Source organism: Rudanella lutea DSM 19387, assembly GCF_000383955.1.
Classification (GTDB): Bacteria; Bacteroidota; Bacteroidia; order Cytophagales; family Spirosomataceae; genus Rudanella; species Rudanella lutea.
Window position 1 is genome coordinate 4,535,464 of record NZ_KB913013.1, and the last position, 22,274, is coordinate 4,557,737.

16 protein-coding genes and 1 CRISPR repeat array (1 of these 17 running past the window's edge) are annotated in these 22,274 nt (G+C 52.4%); of the genes, 2 read left to right on the forward strand and 14 right to left on the reverse strand.

Going from position 1 to position 22,274, the window contains the following annotated elements; genetic code table 11:
* A CRISPR array of direct repeats spans positions 1 to 3,053; the repeat unit is 37 nt; unit sequence GTTTCAATCCTTCTTATCGTGGATGTTGCTCAGTGAC (it extends 986 nt beyond the left edge of the window).
* Positions 3,054 to 3,253: 200 nt separating this feature from the next.
* The 8 genes from cas4 to RUDLU_RS0118820 all read right to left on the reverse strand — a co-directional run bounded on the left by cas4 (position 3,254) and on the right by RUDLU_RS0118820 (position 11,968).
* The gene (cas4, locus tag RUDLU_RS0118785; RefSeq protein ID WP_019989960.1) at positions 3,254 to 3,826 is read right to left on the reverse strand and encodes a CRISPR-associated protein Cas4; all 573 of its coding nucleotides are present in this window, start codon (positions 3,824 to 3,826) and stop codon (positions 3,254 to 3,256) included.
* Positions 3,827 to 3,884: 58 nt separating this feature from the next.
* On the reverse strand, positions 3,885 to 4,175 hold the full coding sequence (cas2, locus tag RUDLU_RS0118790; RefSeq protein ID WP_019989961.1) for a CRISPR-associated endonuclease Cas2: 291 nt from the start codon (positions 4,173 to 4,175) through the stop codon (positions 3,885 to 3,887).
* Complete coding sequence (cas1, locus tag RUDLU_RS0118795) at positions 4,172 to 5,236, reverse strand: CRISPR-associated endonuclease Cas1 (protein WP_019989962.1); 1,065 nt, start codon at positions 5,234 to 5,236, stop codon at positions 4,172 to 4,174. Before cas1 ends, cas2 begins: the two co-directional genes overlap by 4 nt.
* Before the next feature lie 70 nt (positions 5,237 to 5,306).
* Complete coding sequence (locus RUDLU_RS0118800) at positions 5,307 to 6,008, reverse strand: CRISPR-associated endonuclease Cas6 (RefSeq protein ID WP_019989963.1); 702 nt, start codon at positions 6,006 to 6,008, stop codon at positions 5,307 to 5,309.
* A gap of 2 nt (positions 6,009 to 6,010) precedes the next feature.
* Complete coding sequence (locus RUDLU_RS0118805) at positions 6,011 to 8,437, reverse strand: CRISPR-associated helicase/endonuclease Cas3 (protein WP_083940602.1); 2,427 nt, start codon at positions 8,435 to 8,437, stop codon at positions 6,011 to 6,013.
* Positions 8,437 to 9,189, reverse strand: a complete 753-nt coding sequence (cas5b, locus tag RUDLU_RS28860; RefSeq protein WP_019989965.1) for a type I-B CRISPR-associated protein Cas5b — start codon at positions 9,187 to 9,189, stop codon at positions 8,437 to 8,439. Before cas5b ends, RUDLU_RS0118805 begins: the two co-directional genes overlap by 1 nt.
* A complete protein-coding gene (cas7b, locus tag RUDLU_RS0118815) occupies positions 9,186 to 10,079 on the reverse strand; it encodes a type I-B CRISPR-associated protein Cas7/Csh2 (RefSeq protein ID WP_019989966.1) in 894 nt (297 codons plus the stop codon). Before cas7b ends, cas5b begins: the two co-directional genes overlap by 4 nt.
* Before the next feature lie 5 nt (positions 10,080 to 10,084).
* Positions 10,085 to 11,968: a TIGR02556 family CRISPR-associated protein gene (locus tag RUDLU_RS0118820; protein WP_019989967.1), complete on the reverse strand. Its 1,884-nt coding sequence runs from the start codon at positions 11,966 to 11,968 to the stop codon at positions 10,085 to 10,087.
* 122 nt (positions 11,969 to 12,090) lie between these two features.
* Between RUDLU_RS0118820 and RUDLU_RS0118825 the strand changes: the two genes are divergently transcribed.
* Together RUDLU_RS0118825 and RUDLU_RS27755 are read left to right on the forward strand one after the other, a co-directional pair.
* On the forward strand, positions 12,091 to 12,300 hold the full coding sequence (locus RUDLU_RS0118825) for a hypothetical protein (protein ID WP_019989968.1): 210 nt from the start codon (positions 12,091 to 12,093) through the stop codon (positions 12,298 to 12,300).
* A complete protein-coding gene (locus RUDLU_RS27755) occupies positions 12,297 to 12,707 on the forward strand; it encodes a putative toxin-antitoxin system toxin component, PIN family (RefSeq protein ID WP_019989969.1) in 411 nt (136 codons plus the stop codon). Before RUDLU_RS0118825 ends, RUDLU_RS27755 begins: the two co-directional genes overlap by 4 nt.
* 1 nt (position 12,708) lies before the next feature.
* Here the strand turns inward: RUDLU_RS27755 and RUDLU_RS30305 are convergent, their stop codons facing one another.
* The 6 genes from RUDLU_RS30305 to RUDLU_RS0118860 all read right to left on the reverse strand — a co-directional run bounded on the left by RUDLU_RS30305 (position 12,709) and on the right by RUDLU_RS0118860 (position 22,271).
* A complete protein-coding gene (locus RUDLU_RS30305) occupies positions 12,709 to 12,909 on the reverse strand; it encodes a hypothetical protein (protein WP_019989970.1) in 201 nt (66 codons plus the stop codon).
* A gap of 9 nt (positions 12,910 to 12,918) precedes the next feature.
* Positions 12,919 to 13,602, reverse strand: a complete 684-nt coding sequence (locus tag RUDLU_RS27760; RefSeq protein ID WP_019989971.1) for a helix-turn-helix transcriptional regulator — start codon at positions 13,600 to 13,602, stop codon at positions 12,919 to 12,921.
* A 248-nt stretch (positions 13,603 to 13,850) separates the two neighbouring features.
* Positions 13,851 to 15,497 (reverse strand): amidase family protein, encoded by a 1,647-nt coding sequence (locus RUDLU_RS0118845; protein WP_019989973.1) that lies wholly within the window; start codon positions 15,495 to 15,497, stop codon positions 13,851 to 13,853.
* Between the two features lie 184 nt (positions 15,498 to 15,681).
* Positions 15,682 to 18,390 carry a CARDB domain-containing protein gene (locus tag RUDLU_RS0118850; protein ID WP_169578055.1) on the reverse strand — a complete coding sequence of 903 codons (2,709 nt, stop codon included), beginning with the start codon at positions 18,388 to 18,390 and terminating at the stop codon, positions 15,682 to 15,684.
* 171 nt (positions 18,391 to 18,561) lie between these two features.
* On the reverse strand, positions 18,562 to 21,405 hold the full coding sequence (locus RUDLU_RS0118855) for a M16 family metallopeptidase (RefSeq protein ID WP_083940603.1): 2,844 nt from the start codon (positions 21,403 to 21,405) through the stop codon (positions 18,562 to 18,564).
* 98 nt (positions 21,406 to 21,503) lie between these two features.
* On the reverse strand, positions 21,504 to 22,271 hold the full coding sequence (locus tag RUDLU_RS0118860; protein WP_019989976.1) for a LytR/AlgR family response regulator transcription factor: 768 nt from the start codon (positions 22,269 to 22,271) through the stop codon (positions 21,504 to 21,506).
* Positions 22,272 to 22,274 lie beyond the last annotated feature (3 nt).

A 22,274-nucleotide genomic window follows, 5' to 3' on the forward strand; every position in this document is an offset into this window, starting at 1 on the left:
GTGGATGTTGCTCAGTGACACGCCATCGTGTTCGATGTGGCTGGCGGCAAGGGTTAGTTTCAATCCTTCTTATCGTGGATGTTGCTCAGTGACTAGAATAGCGCGTACACCCGTCATTTTGATGTATTCGCGTTTCAATCCTTCTTATCGTGGATGTTGCTCAGTGACCCGACAGTCGCCTTTATGGGCAAGCCGCACGGCCGACGTTTCAATCCTTCTTATCGTGGATGTTGCTCAGTGACAGACAACGAAGCCGTAGAGGATGCCTGTAAGCAACTGTTTCAATCCTTCTTATCGTGGATGTTGCTCAGTGACGAGCCGGGTCTGTTTGGGTCGGCTACCTCGGCCGTAGAGTTTCAATCCTTCTTATCGTGGATGTTGCTCAGTGACTAGGTGCCGGGTGCGGTGGCCATTTCGATTAGGCTACGTTTCAATCCTTCTTATCGTGGATGTTGCTCAGTGACAAAACCCAGCGATGCCCCCAGCTGCGTAATGGTCAGGGTTTCAATCCTTCTTATCGTGGATGTTGCTCAGTGACGATTTGGGCGAGGAAGAGGCCGAAACCCGCATCTACGGGTTTCAATCCTTCTTATCGTGGATGTTGCTCAGTGACACTGCACCGGGAAAATCCACCAGCTGAAACGTCGTTTGTTTCAATCCTTCTTATCGTGGATGTTGCTCAGTGACGACGCATGAGGTTCGATGATTTGGGGGTTGATTGGGGTTTCAATCCTTCTTATCGTGGATGTTGCTCAGTGACTGAACGTAATAGATTTTTTTACCCTGATTGCTGTCTAGTTTCAATCCTTCTTATCGTGGATGTTGCTCAGTGACCCCGCAAGTCGGTGATGTAGTTATCTGGCAGTACGGGTTTCAATCCTTCTTATCGTGGATGTTGCTCAGTGACCTTGCTTCGGCCTGTTGCTTTAGCCGTTCCTGTCCGGGTTTCAATCCTTCTTATCGTGGATGTTGCTCAGTGACGGCTCATTTCAATTGTCTCGAAATACTGCTCAATCTGTTTCAATCCTTCTTATCGTGGATGTTGCTCAGTGACTTGCAAGGTTTCAGCACCTTTAGCTTTATTACCGCAGTTTCAATCCTTCTTATCGTGGATGTTGCTCAGTGACTCGACTTGACCAGCTTCTTGAACCGCTCGTCGCGGAGTTTCAATCCTTCTTATCGTGGATGTTGCTCAGTGACGAAGACCGGCTGCGGAAATCTCGGTGAGCGTTCAGTGTTTCAATCCTTCTTATCGTGGATGTTGCTCAGTGACCAGAAATCGGGTAGGTTGTATCAATGGTTTGGTGTACGTTTCAATCCTTCTTATCGTGGATGTTGCTCAGTGACTTTTCTGTGGGTTATAGGTTGCCTTGTTCGGCTGCCGAGTTTCAATCCTTCTTATCGTGGATGTTGCTCAGTGACACGGTTGCGGGCGTATTGCTGGGCCTCCCGGTAGCCGTTTCAATCCTTCTTATCGTGGATGTTGCTCAGTGACCCTCTGTCCGCTACGATCAGAGTTTGCCACCAGCCGCGTTTCAATCCTTCTTATCGTGGATGTTGCTCAGTGACTGACCGGCTAATTTTCCCGTTTACGCGAATATCCAGGTTTCAATCCTTCTTATCGTGGATGTTGCTCAGTGACTGATATTCTTGAAGCTATCCTTGAGAACATCGACCTGGTTTCAATCCTTCTTATCGTGGATGTTGCTCAGTGACAACCGGAGTATTTGTCTATCCAATACTCTTTCCAATGTTGTTTCAATCCTTCTTATCGTGGATGTTGCTCAGTGACATCCGACCTCTATCAGTCCGCTCACGGGCGGCTTAAGTTTCAATCCTTCTTATCGTGGATGTTGCTCAGTGACCGGATTGGTCGATAATCTCGATGTACGTGTACATGGTGTTTCAATCCTTCTTATCGTGGATGTTGCTCAGTGACATAGAGGCACACTTTTTTCGTTCTCCGTGCTGTATAGTTTCAATCCTTCTTATCGTGGATGTTGCTCAGTGACCCCGGTCGAAACAGGCGCCTTGCGTGATCGGTTTTTGTTTCAATCCTTCTTATCGTGGATGTTGCTCAGTGACCGCCACTTCATGAAATCCATGAATGGCGTAGCTCCGGTTTCAATCCTTCTTATCGTGGATGTTGCTCAGTGACATGATGCTGGCTATGAGCGGGGCAAACAGGACACTTAGTTTCAATCCTTCTTATCGTGGATGTTGCTCAGTGACCGTATATACCGGTACGGGTAAAGCTGGCTCCCGGTGAGTTTCAATCCTTCTTATCGTGGATGTTGCTCAGTGACTGCTTCTCGTCCTTCACGTAAGCTGTTAGGTGCTCATCTGGATGGTTTCAATCCTTCTTATCGTGGATGTTGCTCAGTGACCAAGAGCTTCTCCAATCCATTCGATAGCGTCTGCTTGTTTCAATCCTTCTTATCGTGGATGTTGCTCAGTGACTTGAGGGTAAAACGTATCAGGTTGTACGTAATGCAGACCCGTTTCAATCCTTCTTATCGTGGATGTTGCTCAGTGACGCAGTCAATGGGAAAACGGGCAATGTGACGTTAGACGTTTCAATCCTTCTTATCGTGGATGTTGCTCAGTGACTGACAAAAAAGCAAAACAAGAGGCTGATAATTGAGGTTTCAATCCTTCTTATCGTGGATGTTGCTCAGTGACGGTGCTGATGGGTGTTTCGAAACAATTCAGCCTGTTTTGTTTCAATCCTTCTTATCGTGGATGTTGCTCAGTGACGCATCGGGGCCGGGTTGGTACGTGTTCGCTACACTCGAAGTTTCAATCCTTCTTATCGTGGATGTTGCTCAGTGACAGTCGAGCAAATAACGCTCTACATACGAACGTCTTAGTTTCAATCCTTCTTATCGTGGATGTTGCTCAGTGACAAAATCGCCCGGTAGAGTTCCTGATGGTCGGTGAGGGTTTCAATCCTTCTTATCGTGGATGTTGCTCAGTGACTAGAGGACCACTACTTAGAAAACCTCAAGCCTGAGGAGTTTCAATCCTTCTTATCGTGGATGTTGCTCAGTGACGCGTTGATATGTGTAAAGCCTTGATTTAGTGGGGAAAAGCCGCTATTTGCTCCCTCTCTTTTTAGATAATTTAGCACGTCAAAGAACGGTTTACAGCGCCCAAATATGCATCGCTCCGTAAAGCTAACCCGATGATTCATAGTAGCTTAAGGTCGTTTTTGGAGTTGATTCAAATACGTTTGCACCCGGAAAGCTACCTATCACCGAATGCAGACGTTCCGATACGTGCAAGTTACACAACGAGCCTTGGATTTCGTCGCCTTAGGAAACCGATTTTGGTCAATAATTGCAAAAACTGATTCGGCCGCCCGCTTCACATCGGTTTTATTCTCGTCGGAAATAGGTACCTCAATAACCCGGTTATTACTCCGCGTATAAACCAGAAAACCCCGGTCAACCCGTCGCCCAAAATTCTCCTCAATCAGCCAGGCATAACAGTATAACTGAGTCCTGTATGTGTCATAAACCCGATCTTTATACTCCGCAAACTTGTAATCGAGTGGGACCATCGTGCCATCAGCAAAGCCCAGTACCTCATCCACCGTTCCGCGCAACAGGCTGTTGGTCAGGTATTGGTCGAGGTGTTTCTCTACCACGGCAAGCCGACGGCGCAGGTAGTCTTTATTCCGTTCGAGCCGCTCATCGTGCAGATGTCGCCCCCGCATAACCTTATAGTTGTTCTCTTCAAATTGTGGAATGCCCAGCACATACTCGAAATACGTAAACCGGGGACAAAACAGATACTCGATAATGTGGGAAGGGGTGAGGGTCATGGGCGAATGGGTGAAAGAGTGAAAGAGTGCGGGCCGCGTTTTCTCCCTCTTTCATTCTTTAGAAGAACAGGGCTCGTATTTCGTCGGTAACCAGTTTTCGGTCAAAGGCCTGCCCTAACAGGGCCGTTTGTTGTAGTTCGCTCCGGCTCATCGGGAAGATATACACCTTGTCGGTTTCTTCGTCAATCAGCTCTTCCAGTTGCAGTTGCAGCGTATCTTTCTGATTGGGGGTTAACGTACCCAGAAAACACGAAAACTGAACCCGGTACAGTCCCGCCTGCCGACAACATTTTGCCGCTTTCGTCCGCGATTTATCCTTCACAATATCGTACAGAACCCAAACGATCATAGTTTTTGGTGGTCAAAAGTCGGCGTATTTTTTCCAATTAACTCGTTGGCAAACTGATGGGTGTCCAGTTGGATACAATGGCTGCGCGTCAGGTTACGCCCCCGATACCGAATCGGGTCCTGATCGAAAAAACCATTAAACGCATCAACAAGCAGCATCTTCCCTTCGGCATTGAGCGTTACCCCGCCCATTGATGCGCCGTTGCGCACGGCCGAAACCGCCGAAACATGGGCCCGCTCAGGGTCGCGGAGGTTCACTTTCTTGCCCGAAAACAGCCGGAATACTACCTCGTCGGCCCAAACCCGGTACGGCTCAATAAAGTCATACACCATACTCAGTTGATTGTAATCGTCGCGATGCAGGAAACCAACATAAGGGTCCAGGCCGGCAATCATCAGCGCCTTCTCAATCCGACTGTACAGAATACCGTAGGCATAATTCAGAAAGGCGTTGAAGCCGTCCTGAGCCGGTCGGCTGCTGCGTCCGCTGAACTGATACTCCTTCGGCAGTACATAGCTGAGGGTTTCAAAATAGAGCCGTCCGGCTGTTCCTTCCAACCCGCGCAGCGTGTCGGCCACAGCCGCAACGTTGGGGGCCTCCTGGGTACTGATCGAGAGCGACAGAGCTTCCAGTCGGGTCAGCTTGTCATTGAGGTAATCAGTGTGCTGCGCCCGGTGTTTTTTCAGGTCTTTGATAAATTGGAGCTGATTGTCCACTTTAGTCATCAACCAGGTTTTCACCCACCGCAGCCCCTCAGGGCCCAGGCTTGCTTCGAGTTGGCGTTTGCGGATTTTGGTCGTGCTGCCCAGTTTGGTGTGCCATACCCGCCCAATGGGATCGCCGTGTTGTTCCAGAAACACCAGATCGACGTTATGGCGCATGGCCAGCTTCACGGCATCGGTACTGAGGCTCGTGCCTGTTGCCAGCATAATGTGGGTGACTTTCTCGGCCGAGTAGGTGGCTACACTCACGACGCGTCCGTCTTCGCCCCGGCGTCGGATGTCGAACATGGCGTCTTTTACGTGCAGGTAGGTTCCGTAGGTAGTGATGTGGAGTTGCATGGGTTAAAGAGTGAAAGGCGAAAGAGTGAAAGAGCAAAGCTGGAGTGCCGGAGCGACGTGAGCCGGTCTTTCACTCTTTCACTCTTTCGCTCTTTAAAATTGTCCCGAATCCCCGCGATACGGCCTTGCCCATGCCCAGCCCATCGGGCAGAATTACATTCGTTGTGAAGCCGCCCGAAAAGACGACCATCGTCTGGTTTTTGAATTGGGTAGTGTGCTCCTCCGTTCGCAGCCGGACCATCACCCGCTCCGTGGGTTCCAGCCACAGCCCAAACTCCCGGAAGGTAGCCAGCAGCTGACTCGTCAGAATGCGTTTGAGCTGGGCCTGCCGTTCATCGGGCGTGTAGCGTTGATAGTCGCGGTAGTTGGCCTGATTGAGGGCCATCCAGCGCGTCTCGAACCGGTAGTCGATCAGGTCGTCTGAGATGCCGAGTGTGGCCTGTTCGTGTCGAATGTGCTTGCTCAGGACGGGAAAATCGGCCTCGTCAATCCGAAGCTGACGTATTTTGAGAAACAGTTGTGCCAGCAGCCCGGCCCCTTCGCCCGCTCCCACGAGTGTCGGGACTCGGTCGAGCACCTTATACTGCACGAGCGGGTAGGCGTAGCGGAACTTCACCTCGTCGTTGTCGGCTTCGAGGTGGTTATGCAGCAGGGGCGAGTACTCGCGAAACAGATCGCCGAAGTAACCCCGCAGCTTGTGCGCGTCGCGCGTCCGCAGGGCAATTTCAGGAAAGGTAATGGTGGTGAGGGGGAGGGTGGTAGTGGAAGGCATGGTTAGTGGTGGTGGGTTAGTGGCTGGCTTACAGAAGCATAGCCTGTATTTTGGCGAAAATTATCGTGGTTGTATTGATAGCAGGCTGACGGATTACTTCGACGCGAAACATAGAAAAAGTGCTCCTTTTCGCTGTCAAACACAATCTGTGATGCCTTACCACCTCCATTTGGTAAATAAGGAAGCGGTACGTTTACTACATATTCATAAAACCTAGCTTTGATCAATGCAAATTCGCGCTTACGCTCGTAGGGTTTCAAGTCCTGCCGATTACTGATCGCTACGTACTGCTCCCAAAGTTGTTCAGCTTCCTCATTCAGCTGTACATAAACAGATTCCGTATCCTGGTCTTCGACAAACTGAAACTTGCCCACTTTCTCAAATTCCAACGCCTGTAATGCCGTCAATTCTTGTGATACCAAGACATCAGCCTGCTTGCGGACTTCCTCAAAATAGGCTTCAATCAAGGAGAGATAACCATGTTCGTCCGTCTCCGAAACAGCTTTTAATACATTACCCGTTTTTATCAGCAAGTCGCCCCCGTACACCATACCACTGGCTCGTTTCATTTCGGCAACAGCATATAGAAAAACCTCACTTGGTACAGCTTTCTCATTGTACCGGTTGGCGCGGCCAGCTGCCTGAATAATAGAATCAAGCGGAGCCATCGTTCTGAAAACTGTATCTACCGACACGTCAACGCCAGCCTCAATAAGCTGGGTAGAAATAATTACCTGCTGTTTGGGCCCTTTGTACTTTTTAATACGGTCGATAATTCGTTTGCGTTCGTAAGGGGTAATGAGTGTAGTGAGGTAATAAACGTCGGTTTTGTCTTCGCCCAAAGTAGTCGCCACAGTCTTGAAGCACTCCAACGTAGCTTTTTTGGTATTCAGAATGACCAGTACGTTTTTAGTTGGGTTACCCTGGCAGTAGTCAATTACATCTTGCTGGAACTCTTTAAAACTGACCTCCTGACGGGTGCGGTTAATTAGCCGAGTTCGGTTAAAGTGTGGGCTTTTGAAATAATTGCGATAGTTGGGTACCAACTCTGTAATCTCCTCATCAGGTGTGAAAATCAACGGTTGGGTGGCCGACATCAGCACGAAATAGCAATTGTACCGTTCGCCCAGCGTCTTAAATGTTTGCCGAATCAGGGGCCACAATTCGTACTTTACCTGCTGAACTTCGTCCAGTATGATAACTGAGTTAGCCAGATTGGGCAGTTTCAATAGTTTGGTTTTATCATTTGAAAACAGTGTTTCGAGCAACTGCACAAACGTCGTGACAACGATACCCGACTGCCACGTTTCAATCAAAAACTGACTTTTATCCTGGTCAAGCGTATCATCACCAACTTTGTAGGCCGGTTCGGCTAAATGGTGATGTTTGAGCAAAATATCAGAAGTTGGATTGTTAAATACGTCCTGAAACACCCCAAAATTCTGGTCAATGATGGACGTAAAGGGGATAGTTATAACCAGGCGTCCGGCTTCCAGTCTCAGCTTCTGTTGTAATGCCAAACCAACCGCCAGCGAAGTAAGCGTTTTGCCCAGTCCTGTTGGTAACGTAATGGAATACAGGTGCTGTTCGGGCTTGCAAATTCGGGAAACGGCTTCAAGTGTTTCCTGATAAGCCTGATTTTTTAGTTTATCCAGACTGCTTTGGGGCTTGTCAAAACCCTTCTGTTGCCGGTACGTTTCTAGCGCAGCTAAAGCCGGTTGAGTTGCCGATGGGACATCGATACCTTTCAGAATAACATCCGATTTGTCGGAGAGCAAAAGCGTGCCGTAGAACAACTGATGCCAGTAGAAATAGCGATTTTTGGCGTCAGCAGGAAGGTCTTCGTATTCGCCGAGGTCGAAAAAATCAAGTGAAAAATCCCCATATTCGTCCAAATACGCCTGCTCTTCAATATACAGTTTGAAGGACGCCCAATCGAAACTAAAGTCGACCACAGAGAGTAGTTCGTTTAGAATTGCTTCTGTCTCACCTTCATCTTGAAAGGCTGCAATTTGCTCAGAAAGAATATTGGCTTTTTCTTCTAAATACAGCTCATCTGCAAAATCTTTCAGATTGCCATGATGCCGTTTAACAGCCGTAAATACCAGATAAGGCAGAAGTTTACGATCAGTTTCGTTAAGATCAAACCGGGCTAAATACTGTTTAACTACCACTTTTGCTAATAGGGCCGACAGTAAGGCGTGTTCCTTTGGCCCTGTTACTTTGTGGTCAGGCGAAAGCATGTATATTTGAAAAAAACGCGTTCCTTTCGCAACATCATGGGTTACCCCAGCCAGATAGCCAAGGTCTGCCAGTAAGCCCTCAGGCAAACCAAAATCAGTGTTTCGGTTTGTCAGCAATTGACGACATGACTCAGCTACCTGCCGCAAGTGTACAATTAGCGGAACGCCGGGGTGTGAATAAAGCATCAGAGATAAAGAATATTGCCAAAATCAGATGTTTCAATCCAGGTGCTAGTTCGAACCGCAACAGTGCTCCCGTCAGCATCTACAAGCACTTCTCCATATCGGGTAACGACGCGCTCTTTTGATAGCTCAATCGGCATAGTCTCGACGTAGTAGTGCGCCGTTTGATTGAACTCTATGGGTGAACTATCCGTAAGCGCTGACAGATTCACCGCCGATCGAATAGGTACCGTGCTACCTGCACTTGTTTTCAGCGAAGCCGAGCAAACCACCGTATTACTCAACACCGCTGTAAACTGACTCAAACCCAGATAAGGCGTAAAATGGTGCGCGTTATTGGTTAATCGTTCGCTTAGTTTGTCAATTACAGTCTCATCCTGATGCTGCACGAAGACCCGAAACGCAGGGTTTTTGAGCAGTTCAAATTCGATCTGTGTGCGTCCACTCTTTTTGATTTCAAAGAATGAATTGCCTGTATCGAGCAGATTAAAGCCAATATTCACCTTTTTTACAGGAGACAACAGTTGTATGGCAACCCCACAAACGGCGCTGCTAAAGAGTTCCTGTACCGGTGTTACGTTGCCTGGAAAGCGGCCGGGGGCCGTTTCGCGTTCTATGCCCAGCACGGCCCCCAACAGCCCCGTTAGTGCCGTTCGCGTGGGAATCGGGTAAGTCAGGGGCGAGGTGGTGGTGTTGAACTTGCGAAAGTGGCCGTACTCGCCCGATACTTCGAAGACGATTAGCCGGTTGCTCATAATGATAGTTGTCCATTAGTCAGCGGATGCGAGGTTTTGAGCCGTGGGTCAATCCGCACTGTGACCGCCTTAATCTTGTTTTTATTGCGCCCCAACTCAGCCAGTAACTCGGTTACGTCGAGTGTATAGTCGTCCGTACTGCGGAGTTGCATTTCGTTTTTATCAGAAGCCAGCTTCAGCCGTTGCCGAAGACCGCCAATATAGAATGGCTCGTTGTACTCCACCGTCAGTAACAGTAAGGGCGTTTGCCCGAACTTTGACCGGGAAATCAGGTTTTTAGTGCCTTCCCAAATACCTTCAAGCAACAAGGCTTTGTCGTCGTCTGTCATTTGGGAGTAGGCGGCCGCTTTTTCGTTAACAATGCCGTTGAAGCCAATCAGAGCGTACGGCACTTTGTACTCAGTGCGGAACGTAGCCTGCCCTTTTTTATCGCCTGATGCAAAGGCTCCGGTTCCCTGCTCCGTTACGATGTCAGTCTTGTTCAGCGATTTACCCATCTGAAATTGGGTTGGACCAACCAACGTAATAGAGTCTTTGTCAAGTGGCAATACGCCCCCAAATGTCCGTACATCGATGCACTGATTCAGTACGGTTTGTTTGTTTTCCTGGAACGCTTTTGCCCGGCGTTTACCGTCAACGATGTAGGTTTTGTCGCCGTCCTGATACGTGGTTTCGCGCACAAAGATGTCTTTGCCGTTGGTGCCGTTATAGCCTTTGTACTCGTACCAATAGTCACGGATGGTGCGCTTTAGCCGCACGTCGGACACCAGTACGCGGTTTTCTTCTGAGTCGTAACGGGGGCGGTTTTCGTTGAGAGGGTCACCGTTAGGATTAGCGTTTTCAATTTCGTACAAAAAGAGAATTTCGGTTCGGTTGGTCAGTGTAGCCATGTTGCTTATTTGTTTTCGTTGGTTTCAGGTTTTTCTATACGGAATCGGTGAGCCATCTCTAAGCCAGCCACGAAATAGAACGATAGCTCATTGTTCGAAAGGGTTGGCAGCTTGTGGCTGTTCAGGGTAAAATGCTCGCTAATGATGTGGCTAAGTGTTTCGTAGCGTTTACCATAATCACGGTATTGCGCCAGTTTTGCCATCGTTTCGAGATAGACAGTTTTCAGCGTTTCGGGATTCAGGTTGTATCCTTTCAGCTTTTTCTCAAAGGGGGTTCCGCCCAGTTCACGTTGCTGAATATTAAGCAGTAAGCGCACCAACACCCCTACGGCAAAGATGCCCACCTTGTAAGGGTCATCCAGAAACTTAGGATTGTCGTTAACAAATTGCCTGAAAAGTGTTTCGTCAAACGCACGGCCGTATTTTGCCTCGACCTGTGCTTCGTCGGTTTGTTCGTCGATTTGCATGGTTATGGTTTGACTTGTGGTAATGAGTGATAGGTAAGTGAGGTAGTTGAGCAGTAAGTGAGCCTTAAGAATAGTAAGTCCTGCGGGTTCAACGTAGCCTTCTGAGGTCTGGGCTTTGTTATAATTAGCCCGGATTTGCGCCATGAAGCGGTTGTAAAGCGTTTGCCGATTAATGGGACGGCCTACGAAAACATCGTTGACGATGCCGTAGAAGTCATCTTCGTAAAACTGCTTGAATAGCCCAAAAGAAAACGTGAGGTCGTGCGGCTCCTTCTTGATGCGGTATGCCGCCTTGTAGAGTGGGTTCGGGTTCACCTTCGCCGGAGCCTCTGAGAACAACTTTCGGAAACGTGAAGGCAAGATTTCTTCCAGCAGCAGTTTGATTTTGATTGCCTTTGTGGTCGGATTCTCCTCAAAAAACAGCAAGTTCAGCGTAAAGCAGTTATCTGCTTTACCGATCTCCTGCATGATTCGATCTTCAATCCGCTTCTCTTTCTCCGCTTCCGATAATTGAAACTCTAATCCTGTAATCAACTTGAGAGCTTTTTCCAGTCCGTTGGTGTCAGAGCTCAATACGGTTTTCGGAATGGCGAAATAACTACTACCGTAAAAGTACTTCTTCAATTTCTGGGCGACGTACTTTTGCCCGTACTCAAATTCCAGCGAACAATCGGAGCAAATGGGGTAGTTTTTCCAGTTACCGCGTTGGTCAAAAAAGCCGCTCACCATACCCGGCTTATCGACTGTTGCATATTTGAATGGTGAGGCAAAGCCATGCAGCAACGGTTTTTTCTCGAGGCAAACCGAGCAAAACTGATCTTTCCCCTGCGACGTAACCCCGTATTTCTCCGACTTGCCCGATGTACCACTGAGCAGAATTTGCTGTTGAAAAATGGGAAAGTCTGCCAGGTAACGGCGAACGCCATCCGATTCAAAACAGATGCTAAATCCCGACGACTGTTGCCGCTTTTTATCCATTTGGCCGTAAGCACTCTGCAAGGCGGCAAGTACCTCGTCATACTCAGCGGTCAGGCGGTGTTGCAAGGCCAACAAAAGGTTCAGGTCCTGTTGGTTGTTATTGACTCTACAAAGTGCAACAGCATTTTTAACTTGAACTGTCAGGAGAGTATTAAGCTTTTTCGCCAAATCTCCCGCTTTGGTGGTAAATGTAATGTCGCCACCTCTAGGCGAACCACCCCGATACAGATATTTTGGGTATGTTGTTTCGCTGGCTTTTTCTATGTCAACACCTGTAAACCGACAAGTCAATTGCCCACTCTCCTCATAGATTGAGAATACGGCCAATATCATGTCATAGTTGATGCCCGGAAACATATTTTGCACGTACAGCATGTACGGCTCCGCTTGGCTCTCTTTTTGAAGAGCTAACCGGCCAATGGCGGCTATCGCTTTGTCCTGCATATGCCTTTCATCGTTTTCTTATTTCGCAAATCAAAATCATAAAAGTGACGTATGCTGTCACAAAACTTTACGCGTACGTGTTTATTGGTTGTACCTTCGTCTGTCTGTAATCTGTTTCGATCATGACTATCCTGCAAATTCCTGTTCCCGAAACCACCGCCGAACGCTTTCGGGCTTTGTCAGAGCAACAGCAAACATTCGTTTCGCAGTTAGTAACTGACTGCCTGAACGAGCCAACGAGCCTGACAGACGTTATGGACTACATTAGTTTTAAGGCTACTCAACGGGGGTTAACTTCTGAAATCTTGCAGAGCCTATTGGACGAAGAATGAAAATTGTTTTCGATACCAATACGCTAGTTAGTGCTGCACTTCTTTCTACGTCAATCCCCCGAAAAGCTTTCGAGTTGGCACTAAATCAGGGTGAACTGTTAACTTCGGAAGCTTGCTTGAGCGAATTAAATGAGGTACTTCATCGACCTAAATTCGCTCGTTACCTAACTCCCTTTGAGGCTGACCTTTTCATCAATCAATACAGTCTGAAGGCTAAGGCTGTAAGCGTCAGTAGCCGACTGAGTGATTGCCGTGATGCTAAAGACAATAAGTTTCTTGAGCTGGCAACTGACGGACAAGCCGACTGTATCATTTCGGGCGATCAGGATTTGCTGGTGCTTCATCCATTTCATGGTATTTCGATTCTGAGTCCTACTGATTTTTTAGACTGGGTCGCTTCTCTTTAACTCACACCACAAACTCCCCAATCCGCCCCCGCACGTAATCCCTCAGTGCGTCCGGGGCGTCGATGCGCACGTGACCCGGTAGCCCCAGAATAAACCGCCCGATACCCACCCAACTCCGCACTTCGCCTGTGTAGCGGTATGGGAATGTTGCGTCGTCGGGATTGGGGTGCAGGTCCGGCCGGGTTAGTGGGCGTTCCTCCAACAGCAGCCGTTAAGCCATCCGCGTTAGTGCAAGTGACACCCGCACCGGCTCACCCGGCCAATCAAACGGGTCAGTGGGGGCTTCGGTAGGCGGGTGGGTTTGGGGCGTGTCGAGCAGTTCAACGGCCTCCATCCGCTGAATCTTGAAGGTCTTAATCTGGTCTGAAGCCGGTTCGTAGCTTGTCAGTTGGCTGTAGTCGGCTGAGAAACTGTGTGGCTCTACCAGTCGGTTACTGATCGTGTCGCTATGGGCCGAGTAGTAGCGCAACAGCCGCACTTGCTGCCGGTTGCTGATAGCCTCGTGCAGGCGTGTCACCATCGCGCTTTTGTGGCCGTCGAGCAGCGTATCGGCCATCGGGAACAAGGTGGAGCGGCTAAAGATTTTTTGCCGGAGCGGAGCCAGGATCGGATTCGTAGGGGGTAGGGCTGCGAGTGCCTGCTGGAGTAGTTCGGCCTCGTCCTCGGTAAAGTCGGCCTGTTGCCGACGTTCGTCCTCGAACAGAAAAAAACGGGGAGGTCGTTTCCCTTCTTTCTCCACAAAAAAACCAACCGCTTCGAGCGTTTCCAGAAACCGGCGGGCATGGCGCGGGTCGCAGTCGAGGAGTTGGGCCAGTTGGCGGAGGGTTTTACCGGGACGTTGTTTGAGCAGCCTGATGAGCTTTAGGGCGCGGAGCAGGTTTTGTTGGGCAGACATGGATGTGGAAAGAGCTGCCCAAATAGCCCATTTCTTATGAAAGATACAACCTAAGTCGACTGGTTTTCGTGAACGGTTAAAATGTGGTTCATGAACAAAGGCGTTTTTTTTACAAAGACCGAAAGCTTGCGTTTGATAATCAGGTTGTTTAACGGATGGGGCACGGATTCACCTGATCGAAGTAGCAGCGGGGTTGTAGCGCCGACGGATTCCTCCGGCCCTACAACCCCGCAAGTGTATAATGGGGGCTATTTGTACGCTTCGGGTGCTTTGCGGGCCCGGGTAGCCTGCTCAAAAGCGTAGCCGATGTTCAGGAGTTTGTCTTCGGCAAACGGCCGGGCAATAAACGTAATGCCAACCGGCTCGCCGTTGGGCCGGTAGCCCATCGGTACGGTCAGGCAGGGGTAGTTGGCCGCTGCGGCTAAGCCCGCACTTCGGTTGTTGATCGACAGAATGGCGTCGAGCCCATGCTGTTTCATGGGTTTCTCGAAATACTCCACGCCTGTTTTGCGGATGCTCGTGCGTAGCTTGGCCACCTCGTCGGGGCTTAGCTGGGTTTTGGGCACCCCGGCAATGCGCCCCTGCCCGTATGGCATCCGCCGGGTTGAGTCCTGCCGGTTGTAGGCCAGAATATCGTCGACCGAGCGGAAGGGGAGCGCCGACGAACCGTAGTTTTTGATGTAACCCGGTAGGTCGACGTTCATATCAACGTTGAGCAACGTACCAAAACCCTCGGGCGATACCTGTTCCAGCTCAATCTCGATCACGGTGCCGCCCTGTGCCCGGATTTTGGCCACGTTTTGTGCGTAGAGTGAGTCGCGCAGCATGGGTTTGTAGGCCCCAAACCGTATGCCCTTGAGTGTTCCCGTTTTCACCGACTCCCAGTACGTTTTGTTTTTTGGGTTGTTTTTGGTGGCCGGGTCGGCCGGGTCTTCGCCGGTCATGGCCGAGAGCAGAATGGCCGCATCGGTCACGGTGCGGGTCATGGGGCCGGGGGTGTCGAGTGTGCTCGAAATGGGTACGATGCCACCCCGGCTTAGCAAGCCTGTGGTGGGTTTAAGCCCCACGAGTGAGTTGGCACTGGCAGGCGACAGAATCGAGCCCGACGTTTCGGTGCCCACGGCCGCAGCCGCATAGTTGGCCGCCATGCTGGAGCCACTACCCGAACTCGATCCGCCCGTATCGAACTGCCGGGGGCCGTAGGGGTTCAGTGTTTGGCCGCCCATTGCACTGTAGCCGTTGGGGCAGTCGAGGCACATGAAGTTGGCCCACTCGCTCAGGTTGGCTTTGGCCAGAAAAACAGCCCCGTTTTTGCGTAGCTGCTCCACAATGAAGGCGTCTTTGGTGATGTTGTTGTAAAACGCCTGCGCCCCGGCCGTGGTGACCATGCCGTTCTGGTTGATGTTGTCTTTCAGGATAATGGGCATCCCGAAAATGGGGTGGGTTGTGCCGGCCGCGCGGGCTTTGTCGCGGGCGCGGGCCTCGGCCACGGCGTTGGGGTTGATAGCAATGAGGTTGTTGAGGGCGGTAGTCCGGTTGTTTTCAAACTGGGCAATCCGGTACAGGTACCATTGGGTCAGCTTCTCGTAGGTGAGCTTGCCGGTGCGGATGTGGCCCTGCAACGTGAGAATGTCCTGTTCCAGAATGAGTGGCTTGAGGGCTTGGTAATCCGCTTCGGAAAAGCGCCCCAGCTGAGGGCTGATAGTCTTCCAGAACGTGTTTTTGTCGAGGTTTCGCGACTGAATCAGCTTGTAGCGTAATCGGGTGGATTCGTGGTTTGCGTTTTTGGCCAGTTCGGCCGTTTCGTCGTAGGGTTGCCAGGCCGGGATGGTGGCTTTTTGCGCGACCTTGCACGAGGCTAATGTAAGCAGAATCAGTACAGTTGTTTTTCTCATCGGGTATGTGTTTGCCGTCTGTTTATTGATGGGCGTTTTACTACAAAAATGCGCATTTACGTCCAGATTTTGGGCAAATACATTCCGAATGAAAAACCTGCAAGGTCTTCGAGACCTTACAGGTTTGGGGGTGGGGAATTGTAAACCTGCAAGGTCTCGAAGACCTTACAGGTTTTTGTACAGGTTAATGCGCAAAAGGAATCACCGCGGAGTAGCAATCGCCGAAGCCGGGCGTAGGCAGGTAATACGCCTGAAGACTCTCGGGCCGAATGGATAGGCCCTTTTTCGACGTTTTCACCACAAACCGGCCGTCCCAGTCGAGCCGAACCTCGTCGTAAATGGTCAGCGGGTTTTTGGGGTCTTCGGTGTTGCGGTAAATGAGCAGCACCCGGCCTCCGTTGACTCCGGTTGGGCGTCGGTTGTCGAGCACAACACGCCCGCCAATCTGCCCCCCGTCTTTGTAGAAATAATCGAATTTGGTGCGTCGGCCGGTGACTATCTCGGCTTCGGCCCCGCTAAACCGGTAGGCCGTATGCAACTCAGGGTCGCGCGGGTCTTCGATAAAGGCAGCCAGATCGACCCGGTTGGGCTTGGCGCCAAACAGCTTCTGGGCACGCTGAGCAAGCCCTTCATTACCGCGTTTTTCGGGCGTTATCCAGCCATACTTGCCCAGGCTCATGGGCGTGCGGAACACGTTGCTGCTGTCGTATTCGTACATGACTTCCACCCGGCGGGTTTCGCCTGGTTCGAGCAGGAGCGAGGTAGCCCCGAGGTAGGTACGGTACAGCGGGTTCGACTGGCCCGGCCGGATAAACACGCGGGTCGCTTCGTTGTACGGGTTGCCCACTTCCACAAATGTAATCTGGCGGGTGGCGGGGGAGCCTTCGGCCGAAATAAACCGGTCGTAGTTCGACTGAGCGAGGTTATTGTGGGGCGACATTTCGGTGACGAGTGTGCCGTCGGGGGCCACAAAGGCAAACGTGTCGATGCGAACAATGATGCAGTAGTGGCCGTTGCCCGGCGGATTCCAGGTGGTTGTAAACTCCACCGTACCGAGGGCCGGAATCGTTTGGGTCATTTCGCCCAGCGGGGTTTCGGGCGCTCCGCCCACGTTGTAGTTTTTAACCGAAAATAACACCCGCACGTTGGGAGCAGCCAGATTCCCGTTGTTCCGCACCCGCGCTACCACCGTGTTGGGGTTGCCGGCCCAGGGCACGTTGAACCAGGCCGGGTCGGCCGCGTTGCGGGTGTTGCGCACTTCAATGTCGGGGCTTTGCCACTGCCGGGTGGGGCTTGCCGGCCACGGCCGTATAGAGGGGTCGGGGCGGCTGTTGACACCGTACTCTACTTTCACGTCGGCCTTGGTGCCGTCGATGCCGCTCACACTGAGCCGAAAATCGGTCGGGAAGGTCGGGTCCGATACGTCTACGGCCCGGTAATTCAGGCCATTGGTCAGCACGCTGCCGTCGCCGTCGGGGTCATTGGCAACGCGCAGAATCCGGGGGCGGCTGATGGGCGCATCGTCCGGCGACGAGTCGACGTCGGTTACCAGCACGGCATTGTTGGTGGGCAATTCCTGATCGCTGGTGTGGGTAGCCTGCCGGTTTCGGTACTCCACGTAGTAGTTCCAGCCATCGGCCACCCGCACCTCAATGCCGCCCATGCGCCCGGCCGGGGGCGTACCTGCCTGAATGGCGCTGAGGCTGATGGTTTCGTTGACGGGCGAGCCCCCCAGCGCAAAGTTGTAGGTCTTGAGCCAGCCCGCGGGTACCCAGCCGAGCATCATGCGGTGCGCCAGCGAGAAGTGCGCCAGTCCGTCTTCGCTATCCATATGGTCCCACTGAACAGGGTTGCGGCCGGGTACGTCGGGCGTGTACTGATCGCTCAGGCCGAGGTTGTGGCCCAGCTCGTGCGCAAACGTTTCGTGCACGGCACGGGTAGGCTCAAAGGTGTCGCCCCAACCCACAGGCATCGAAATAACACCAAGGTTACGGCTCCCTTCGGCGGTGGTGTAGGTGCGGGTGCCAATGCTCGCGTAGGGCCAGGCGTTCTGCGTTGCGGTATTCTGCGATACGCACAATACGGTGTCGAAATTGCCCCAATTAACGTCGCTATCGGCGGCCGTGATGCAGGCCTGGTGGTAGTTGGTGTTAGGCGACCAAAGGGTGTTGCCGTTGCGGGTGACGGCGGTGAAGTAGCTGTCGAAATTGCCCGATAGCTGGTAGGGACCGAAGATCTGGGCCGAAATATCGAAGTTGTTGTACGAAACCTCCTGAAAAAACCGGCGACTGCTGCGGGTTTGCCCGCTCACGGTGACGCCGTTGATGATTTCGTCCATCCACCGCTGCCGGATGGCGTCGAGGGTGGGTGTATCGGTCGGGTACCGTTGCGACGACGTATCGACCAGGATAATGGCAATGCGCCGGGTGCCCGATTGGGGTAACACGTTCAGGTTTTGAGGATCGGGGCCAGCCGGGCCACCCCCCCAGGCCGGTGCCGACTCACCCCCGGTTACCACGCCTACCACCGAGAGCGAGGGACCTGTTTTCTCGTCGGCCCAGTCGGTGGTCAGTTCAAATTTCTTCTCGGCTACCACCACGTTGGTGGCCCGGTCAACCACCTGAAACACGTACGTACCGGGCCGGTAGCCAAGGCATAGCATCACGTCGGGGCGTTCGGGGTCAAAATTGGCGTCGCGGCAGAGCGATACTACGCCCGCCTGTGGGCCATCGGGCAGCCGAAACTCCAGGTCTTCCAGGGTGTACCCCCGGAGTTTGAAAAACACTTTGGTGTAGGCACCCACAAAAAAAGAGTGCCCCATGTCGATGCTGACCCGCTTGCGAAACAAGGGCAGTTCGGGCCGGGTTGGGCGTCGTGAGGGAATAACTAACATGGCGTTTACGAGAATAGGGGGCCGTTGTTGACCCATACAGCCTGTTAGTCGGTAAGCGGACGCTGACGCAAACAGTCCTTGAGCGAACGGTAACGGTTGGGTAGACGGAAAAACAAAAAAGGCCTTCCTTGTAGCAGGAAGGCCTTTTGGGGAGGCATTATGCACAACAGCTTAGTTTTTCTTCGTGCCTGAGCCAACGCTCGAAGCCGGTTGCTGCTCAGCTACTTTTTTGGCCGCCTTGGCAAAATCGCCCGCCTGAATAATCGTCAGTTTGGCCGGGTCGATATGTTTTTTCATGGCCGCGTTGACCTGTTCGGGCGTCAGGGCTGCAATCTTCTTTTCAAAGTCGGCATCCCAGGCCATCGTCCGATTTAGGTACAGGTAGTTGTTGAGTGTACCGGCCAGGCTGGGGTCCTGCGCCCGCGTTACCTGCCGCGATTGCAGATAACCCGACCGGGCCGCGTTCAGCTCCTCGGCCGTAAAGCCTTCTTTCTGCACTTTTTCCAGCTCTTCGCGCAGGGCTTTCACCAGGCGCTCCGAGTTTTCGGGGTTGTAAATGGCATAGGTCATAAACATGCCTGCCTTGTCCCAGGGGCTTGCGTTGATGTTTGAGCCAACACCGTAGCTGATACCCTCTTTTTGCCGGATACGGGTTGCCAGACGCGAGTTCAGGAAGCCCCCACCGAGCATGTAGTTGCCCAGAATGAGAGCCGCGTAGTCGGGGTCGTCGTCGCGTACCGACAGGTTCAGGCCCGCCAGCATGAGCGCATTGGCTTTGTCGGGGGTTTCGATATTCTGGGCACCTGCCGGAATGGCCTTGTACTCGGTTACCACCCGGCTAAACGGCATTTTCGATTTCCAGAGGCCAAACTCATCCGAAATAATCTTGCGGGTTTTTGGCTCGTCGAAGTCGCCCACGATCGAGACCGTTGCGTTCTGAGCACCGTAGAAGTCCTTGTGGAATTTCTTGATGTCCTCCAGCTTCAGGGCTTTGATGTCGGCTACTTCCTCGTCAAACGTCTTGGTGTACCGAATATCGCCCTTGGCGTACGGGTTCATAGTCCGCTGGAACAGGTTCGAGGCAATGGCGTTGGGTTCCGACCGCTGCGATTCGACCTGGGCCAGTTGCTCCTGCTTCAGTTTTTCGAACTCGTTGGCATCAAAGGCGGGGTTTTTGAGGATATCGCCCACAATGCGCATTACCTCAGGCAGTGTTTCTTTGGTGGCTTTGATCGACACCGACGCGTTGTTACCCGCGCCCCCAACGCTCACCTGCGCCTTCAGCTTGTCCAGTTCGTCTTTGATCTGCTGCCGGCTGCGGGTGGTCGTGCCTTTGTCGAGCAGGGCGGCTGCAAAGCTGCTGACGGTGCTCTTGTTTTCCAGGCTTTTTACATCACCCATGCGGAGGGTCATCCGAACGTTTACCTCGCTACCCCGCGTCGATTTGGGCAACAGGGCCATTTCGATGGTGTTGGGGAGTTCTACGCGCTTGGTGCGGCCGTCGATGTTAGCGGGCGACGGGTCGAAGGCTTCGCCCTGCGCCATAGCGGCCCGGCCTTTGTAATTTTGGGTCAAAGCGGCCAGATTGGGCGCGTCGGGCATCTCGGCCCGGTCGGGCTTGGTCTCCGGAATAAACTCGCCGATGGTCCGGTTTGAGGGCTTAAAGTAGTAAGCCGCCACGCGCTGTACGTCGGCGGGGGTCACTTTCTCCAGTTGGTCGCGGTACAGGAACAGCAGCCGCCAGTCGCCGGTAGCAATGTATTCGCTCAGGCTCCGGCCCAGTTGCTCCACGTCTTTAAATGCCATCTCGACGTACTTCAGCTGCTTTGCCTTCGAGCGGTCTACCTCCTCTTTGGTGGGGGCTTTGATCGCAATCGAGTCGAGGGTGTTCAGCAGAATCCGGCGGGCTTCGTCGGCCGATTTTTCTTTCAGCATCTCCACGGCGAAGTACGCATGGCCGGGGTCTTTGGTCATAAACGCATACCCGTATTGCTGCGAGGCTTTCTTGGTCTCGATCAGGGCTTTGTACAGGCGGCCGCTCGGCTCGTCGGTCAGAATGTCGATGAGCACATCCATGGCCGGGTAGTCGGGGTGCGAGCTGGGCATGATGTGGTACAGGGCCGACACCACGCGGGTGTCGCCCACGCGCCGGAGCGTTACGGAGCGCTCACCATCCTGAACCGGCTCTACCGTGTAGGTCGGCTGCAATACGCGTGCCGGGCGGGGAATATTGCCGAAATACTCGTTGACCATCGCGATGGTCTTGGCTTCGTCAATTTTACCGGCCACCACCAGCACCGCATTGTCGGGCTGGTAATATTTCTTGTAAAAAGCCTGGAGGTTCTCGATGGGTACTTTCTCCAGATCGGAGCGGTTACCTATGGTCGATTTGCCGTAGTTGTGCCATAGATAAGCGGTCGACACCACGCGCTCGTTCAGCACGTTTTGCGGAGAGTTTTCACGGCTTTCAAATTCATTCCGCACCACCGAAAACTCCGACATCAGGTCTTCTTTTTTGATGAACGAGTTCACCATCCGGTCTGATTCGAGGTCGAGTGCCCATTTGAGGTTTTCGTCGGTAGCGGCAAACGTCTCGAAGTAGTTGGTACGGTCGAGCCAGGTAGTGCCGTTGGGCCGGGCACCGTGGGCGGTTAGTTCCTGCGGAATGTTGGGGTGCTTGGTCGATCCCTTAAACACCATGTGTTCGAGCAGGTGAGCCATACCGGTTTCGCCCAGTCCCTCGTGCCGTGAGCCGACCAGGTAGGTGATGTTGACCGTGATGGTGGGCTTCGATACGTCGGGGAAGAGCAGTACTTTGAGGCCGTTTTTGAGGTTGTACTCCGTAATGCCTTCCACGGTTGCGCCTTTGGTAACGCCTTCAGGCAAGGCGGCCGAAGCAGCCTGTGCATACACCTGAGCCGTGGTGCCGTTGAGTAGGGGCTGGGCCAGCAGGCTACCCGAAGCTAGGGCACTCACGACCAGCCATCGCCGGATGTTTGGTGTTAGAACTGTCATGGTAAACGCTTGATGAATTGGTTTTTCGTTTTGAATTCGCGGTTACTAATTACCAAAAAACAGGAATTTTACCAAGCGGTTTTTGATGGATGGTTAGCCTACCCTTCGAGCCACTGCCGGAAGATGGGTGCTTTCTCTTTACTGATAAGCAAGTCGACGGTTTGGTAGGGAGGATGCAACCGAACCGCCAGTTTGCCGCTAAAATGGGGCTGATACCCGGCTACGGCTTTGAGACTGACCAGAAACTGCCGGTTGGCCCGGAAAAAACAGGCCGGGTCGAGGAGGTCGTCCAGCTCGTCGAGGGTGCGGTAGTCGGTCACCAGTTTCTGCCCGGCGAGCGTGTGGAGGTAAATCAGTTCGTCGCGCTGAAAATAAGCGACCTGCTCTTCGAGTACGGGCACAATCTGCCGGAGGTGGTGGGCCGTGAACCGTCGCTTGTAAACCGGCGTTTGGGCAGGCTGACCAAACTGGTGCAGCAACGACCGAAAGTGATCGGCAAAGTCGGTGCCGGAGGGTTGCCAGCGGTGGTACTTGGCGAGGGCGGCCCGCAGCTCGTCGGGGTCAACGGGTTTGAGGAGGTAGTCGATGCTGTTGATTTTAAACGCCCGGATGGCATATTCGTCGTAGGCCGTTGTGAAAATAACCGGTACGTTGAGGTTTACCTGTTCAAAAGCCTCGAAGCTTACCCCGTCGGCCAGTTGAATATCCGCAATGATTAAATCGGGCCGGTGGTTGGAGAGGTACTCTTTTGCCTGCTGCACATTGCCCAGAGGCCCCTGGAGGTCGGCTTCGGGTTCGAGTTGCCGAACCAGTTTCAGGAGCTGCCGGGCAATAAGGGGTTCGTCTTCGATGAGGAGGATCGTCATGGT

Excerpts from the sequence above, each read along its gene's own strand:
- cas5b (WP_019989965.1), bottom strand. The coding sequence starts at position 9,189 with ATGAGCAACCGGCTAATCGTCTTCGAAGTATCGGGCGAGTACGGCCAC.
- RUDLU_RS27755 (WP_019989969.1), top strand. The coding sequence starts at position 12,297 with ATGAAAATTGTTTTCGATACCAATACGCTAGTTAGTGCTGCACTTCTT.
- cas4 (WP_019989960.1), bottom strand. The coding sequence starts at position 3,826 with ATGACCCTCACCCCTTCCCACATTATCGAGTATCTGTTTTGTCCCCGG.
- cas7b (WP_019989966.1), bottom strand. The coding sequence starts at position 10,079 with ATGGCTACACTGACCAACCGAACCGAAATTCTCTTTTTGTACGAAATT.
- RUDLU_RS27760 (WP_019989971.1), bottom strand. The coding sequence starts at position 13,602 with ATGTCTGCCCAACAAAACCTGCTCCGCGCCCTAAAGCTCATCAGGCTG.
- RUDLU_RS0118855 (WP_083940603.1), bottom strand. The coding sequence starts at position 21,405 with ATGACAGTTCTAACACCAAACATCCGGCGATGGCTGGTCGTGAGTGCC.
- RUDLU_RS0118800 (WP_019989963.1), bottom strand. The coding sequence starts at position 6,008 with ATGCCTTCCACTACCACCCTCCCCCTCACCACCATTACCTTTCCTGAA.
- RUDLU_RS0118860 (WP_019989976.1), bottom strand. The coding sequence starts at position 22,271 with ATGACGATCCTCCTCATCGAAGACGAACCCCTTATTGCCCGGCAGCTC.
- RUDLU_RS0118805 (WP_083940602.1), bottom strand. The coding sequence starts at position 8,437 with ATGCTTTATTCACACCCCGGCGTTCCGCTAATTGTACACTTGCGGCAG.
- RUDLU_RS0118850 (WP_169578055.1), bottom strand. The coding sequence starts at position 18,390 with ATGTTAGTTATTCCCTCACGACGCCCAACCCGGCCCGAACTGCCCTTG.
- RUDLU_RS0118825 (WP_019989968.1), top strand. The coding sequence starts at position 12,091 with ATGACTATCCTGCAAATTCCTGTTCCCGAAACCACCGCCGAACGCTTT.
- RUDLU_RS0118845 (WP_019989973.1), bottom strand. The coding sequence starts at position 15,497 with ATGAGAAAAACAACTGTACTGATTCTGCTTACATTAGCCTCGTGCAAG.
- cas1 (WP_019989962.1), bottom strand. The coding sequence starts at position 5,236 with ATGCAACTCCACATCACTACCTACGGAACCTACCTGCACGTAAAAGAC.
- cas2 (WP_019989961.1), bottom strand. The coding sequence starts at position 4,175 with ATGATCGTTTGGGTTCTGTACGATATTGTGAAGGATAAATCGCGGACG.
- RUDLU_RS0118820 (WP_019989967.1), bottom strand. The coding sequence starts at position 11,968 with ATGCAGGACAAAGCGATAGCCGCCATTGGCCGGTTAGCTCTTCAAAAA.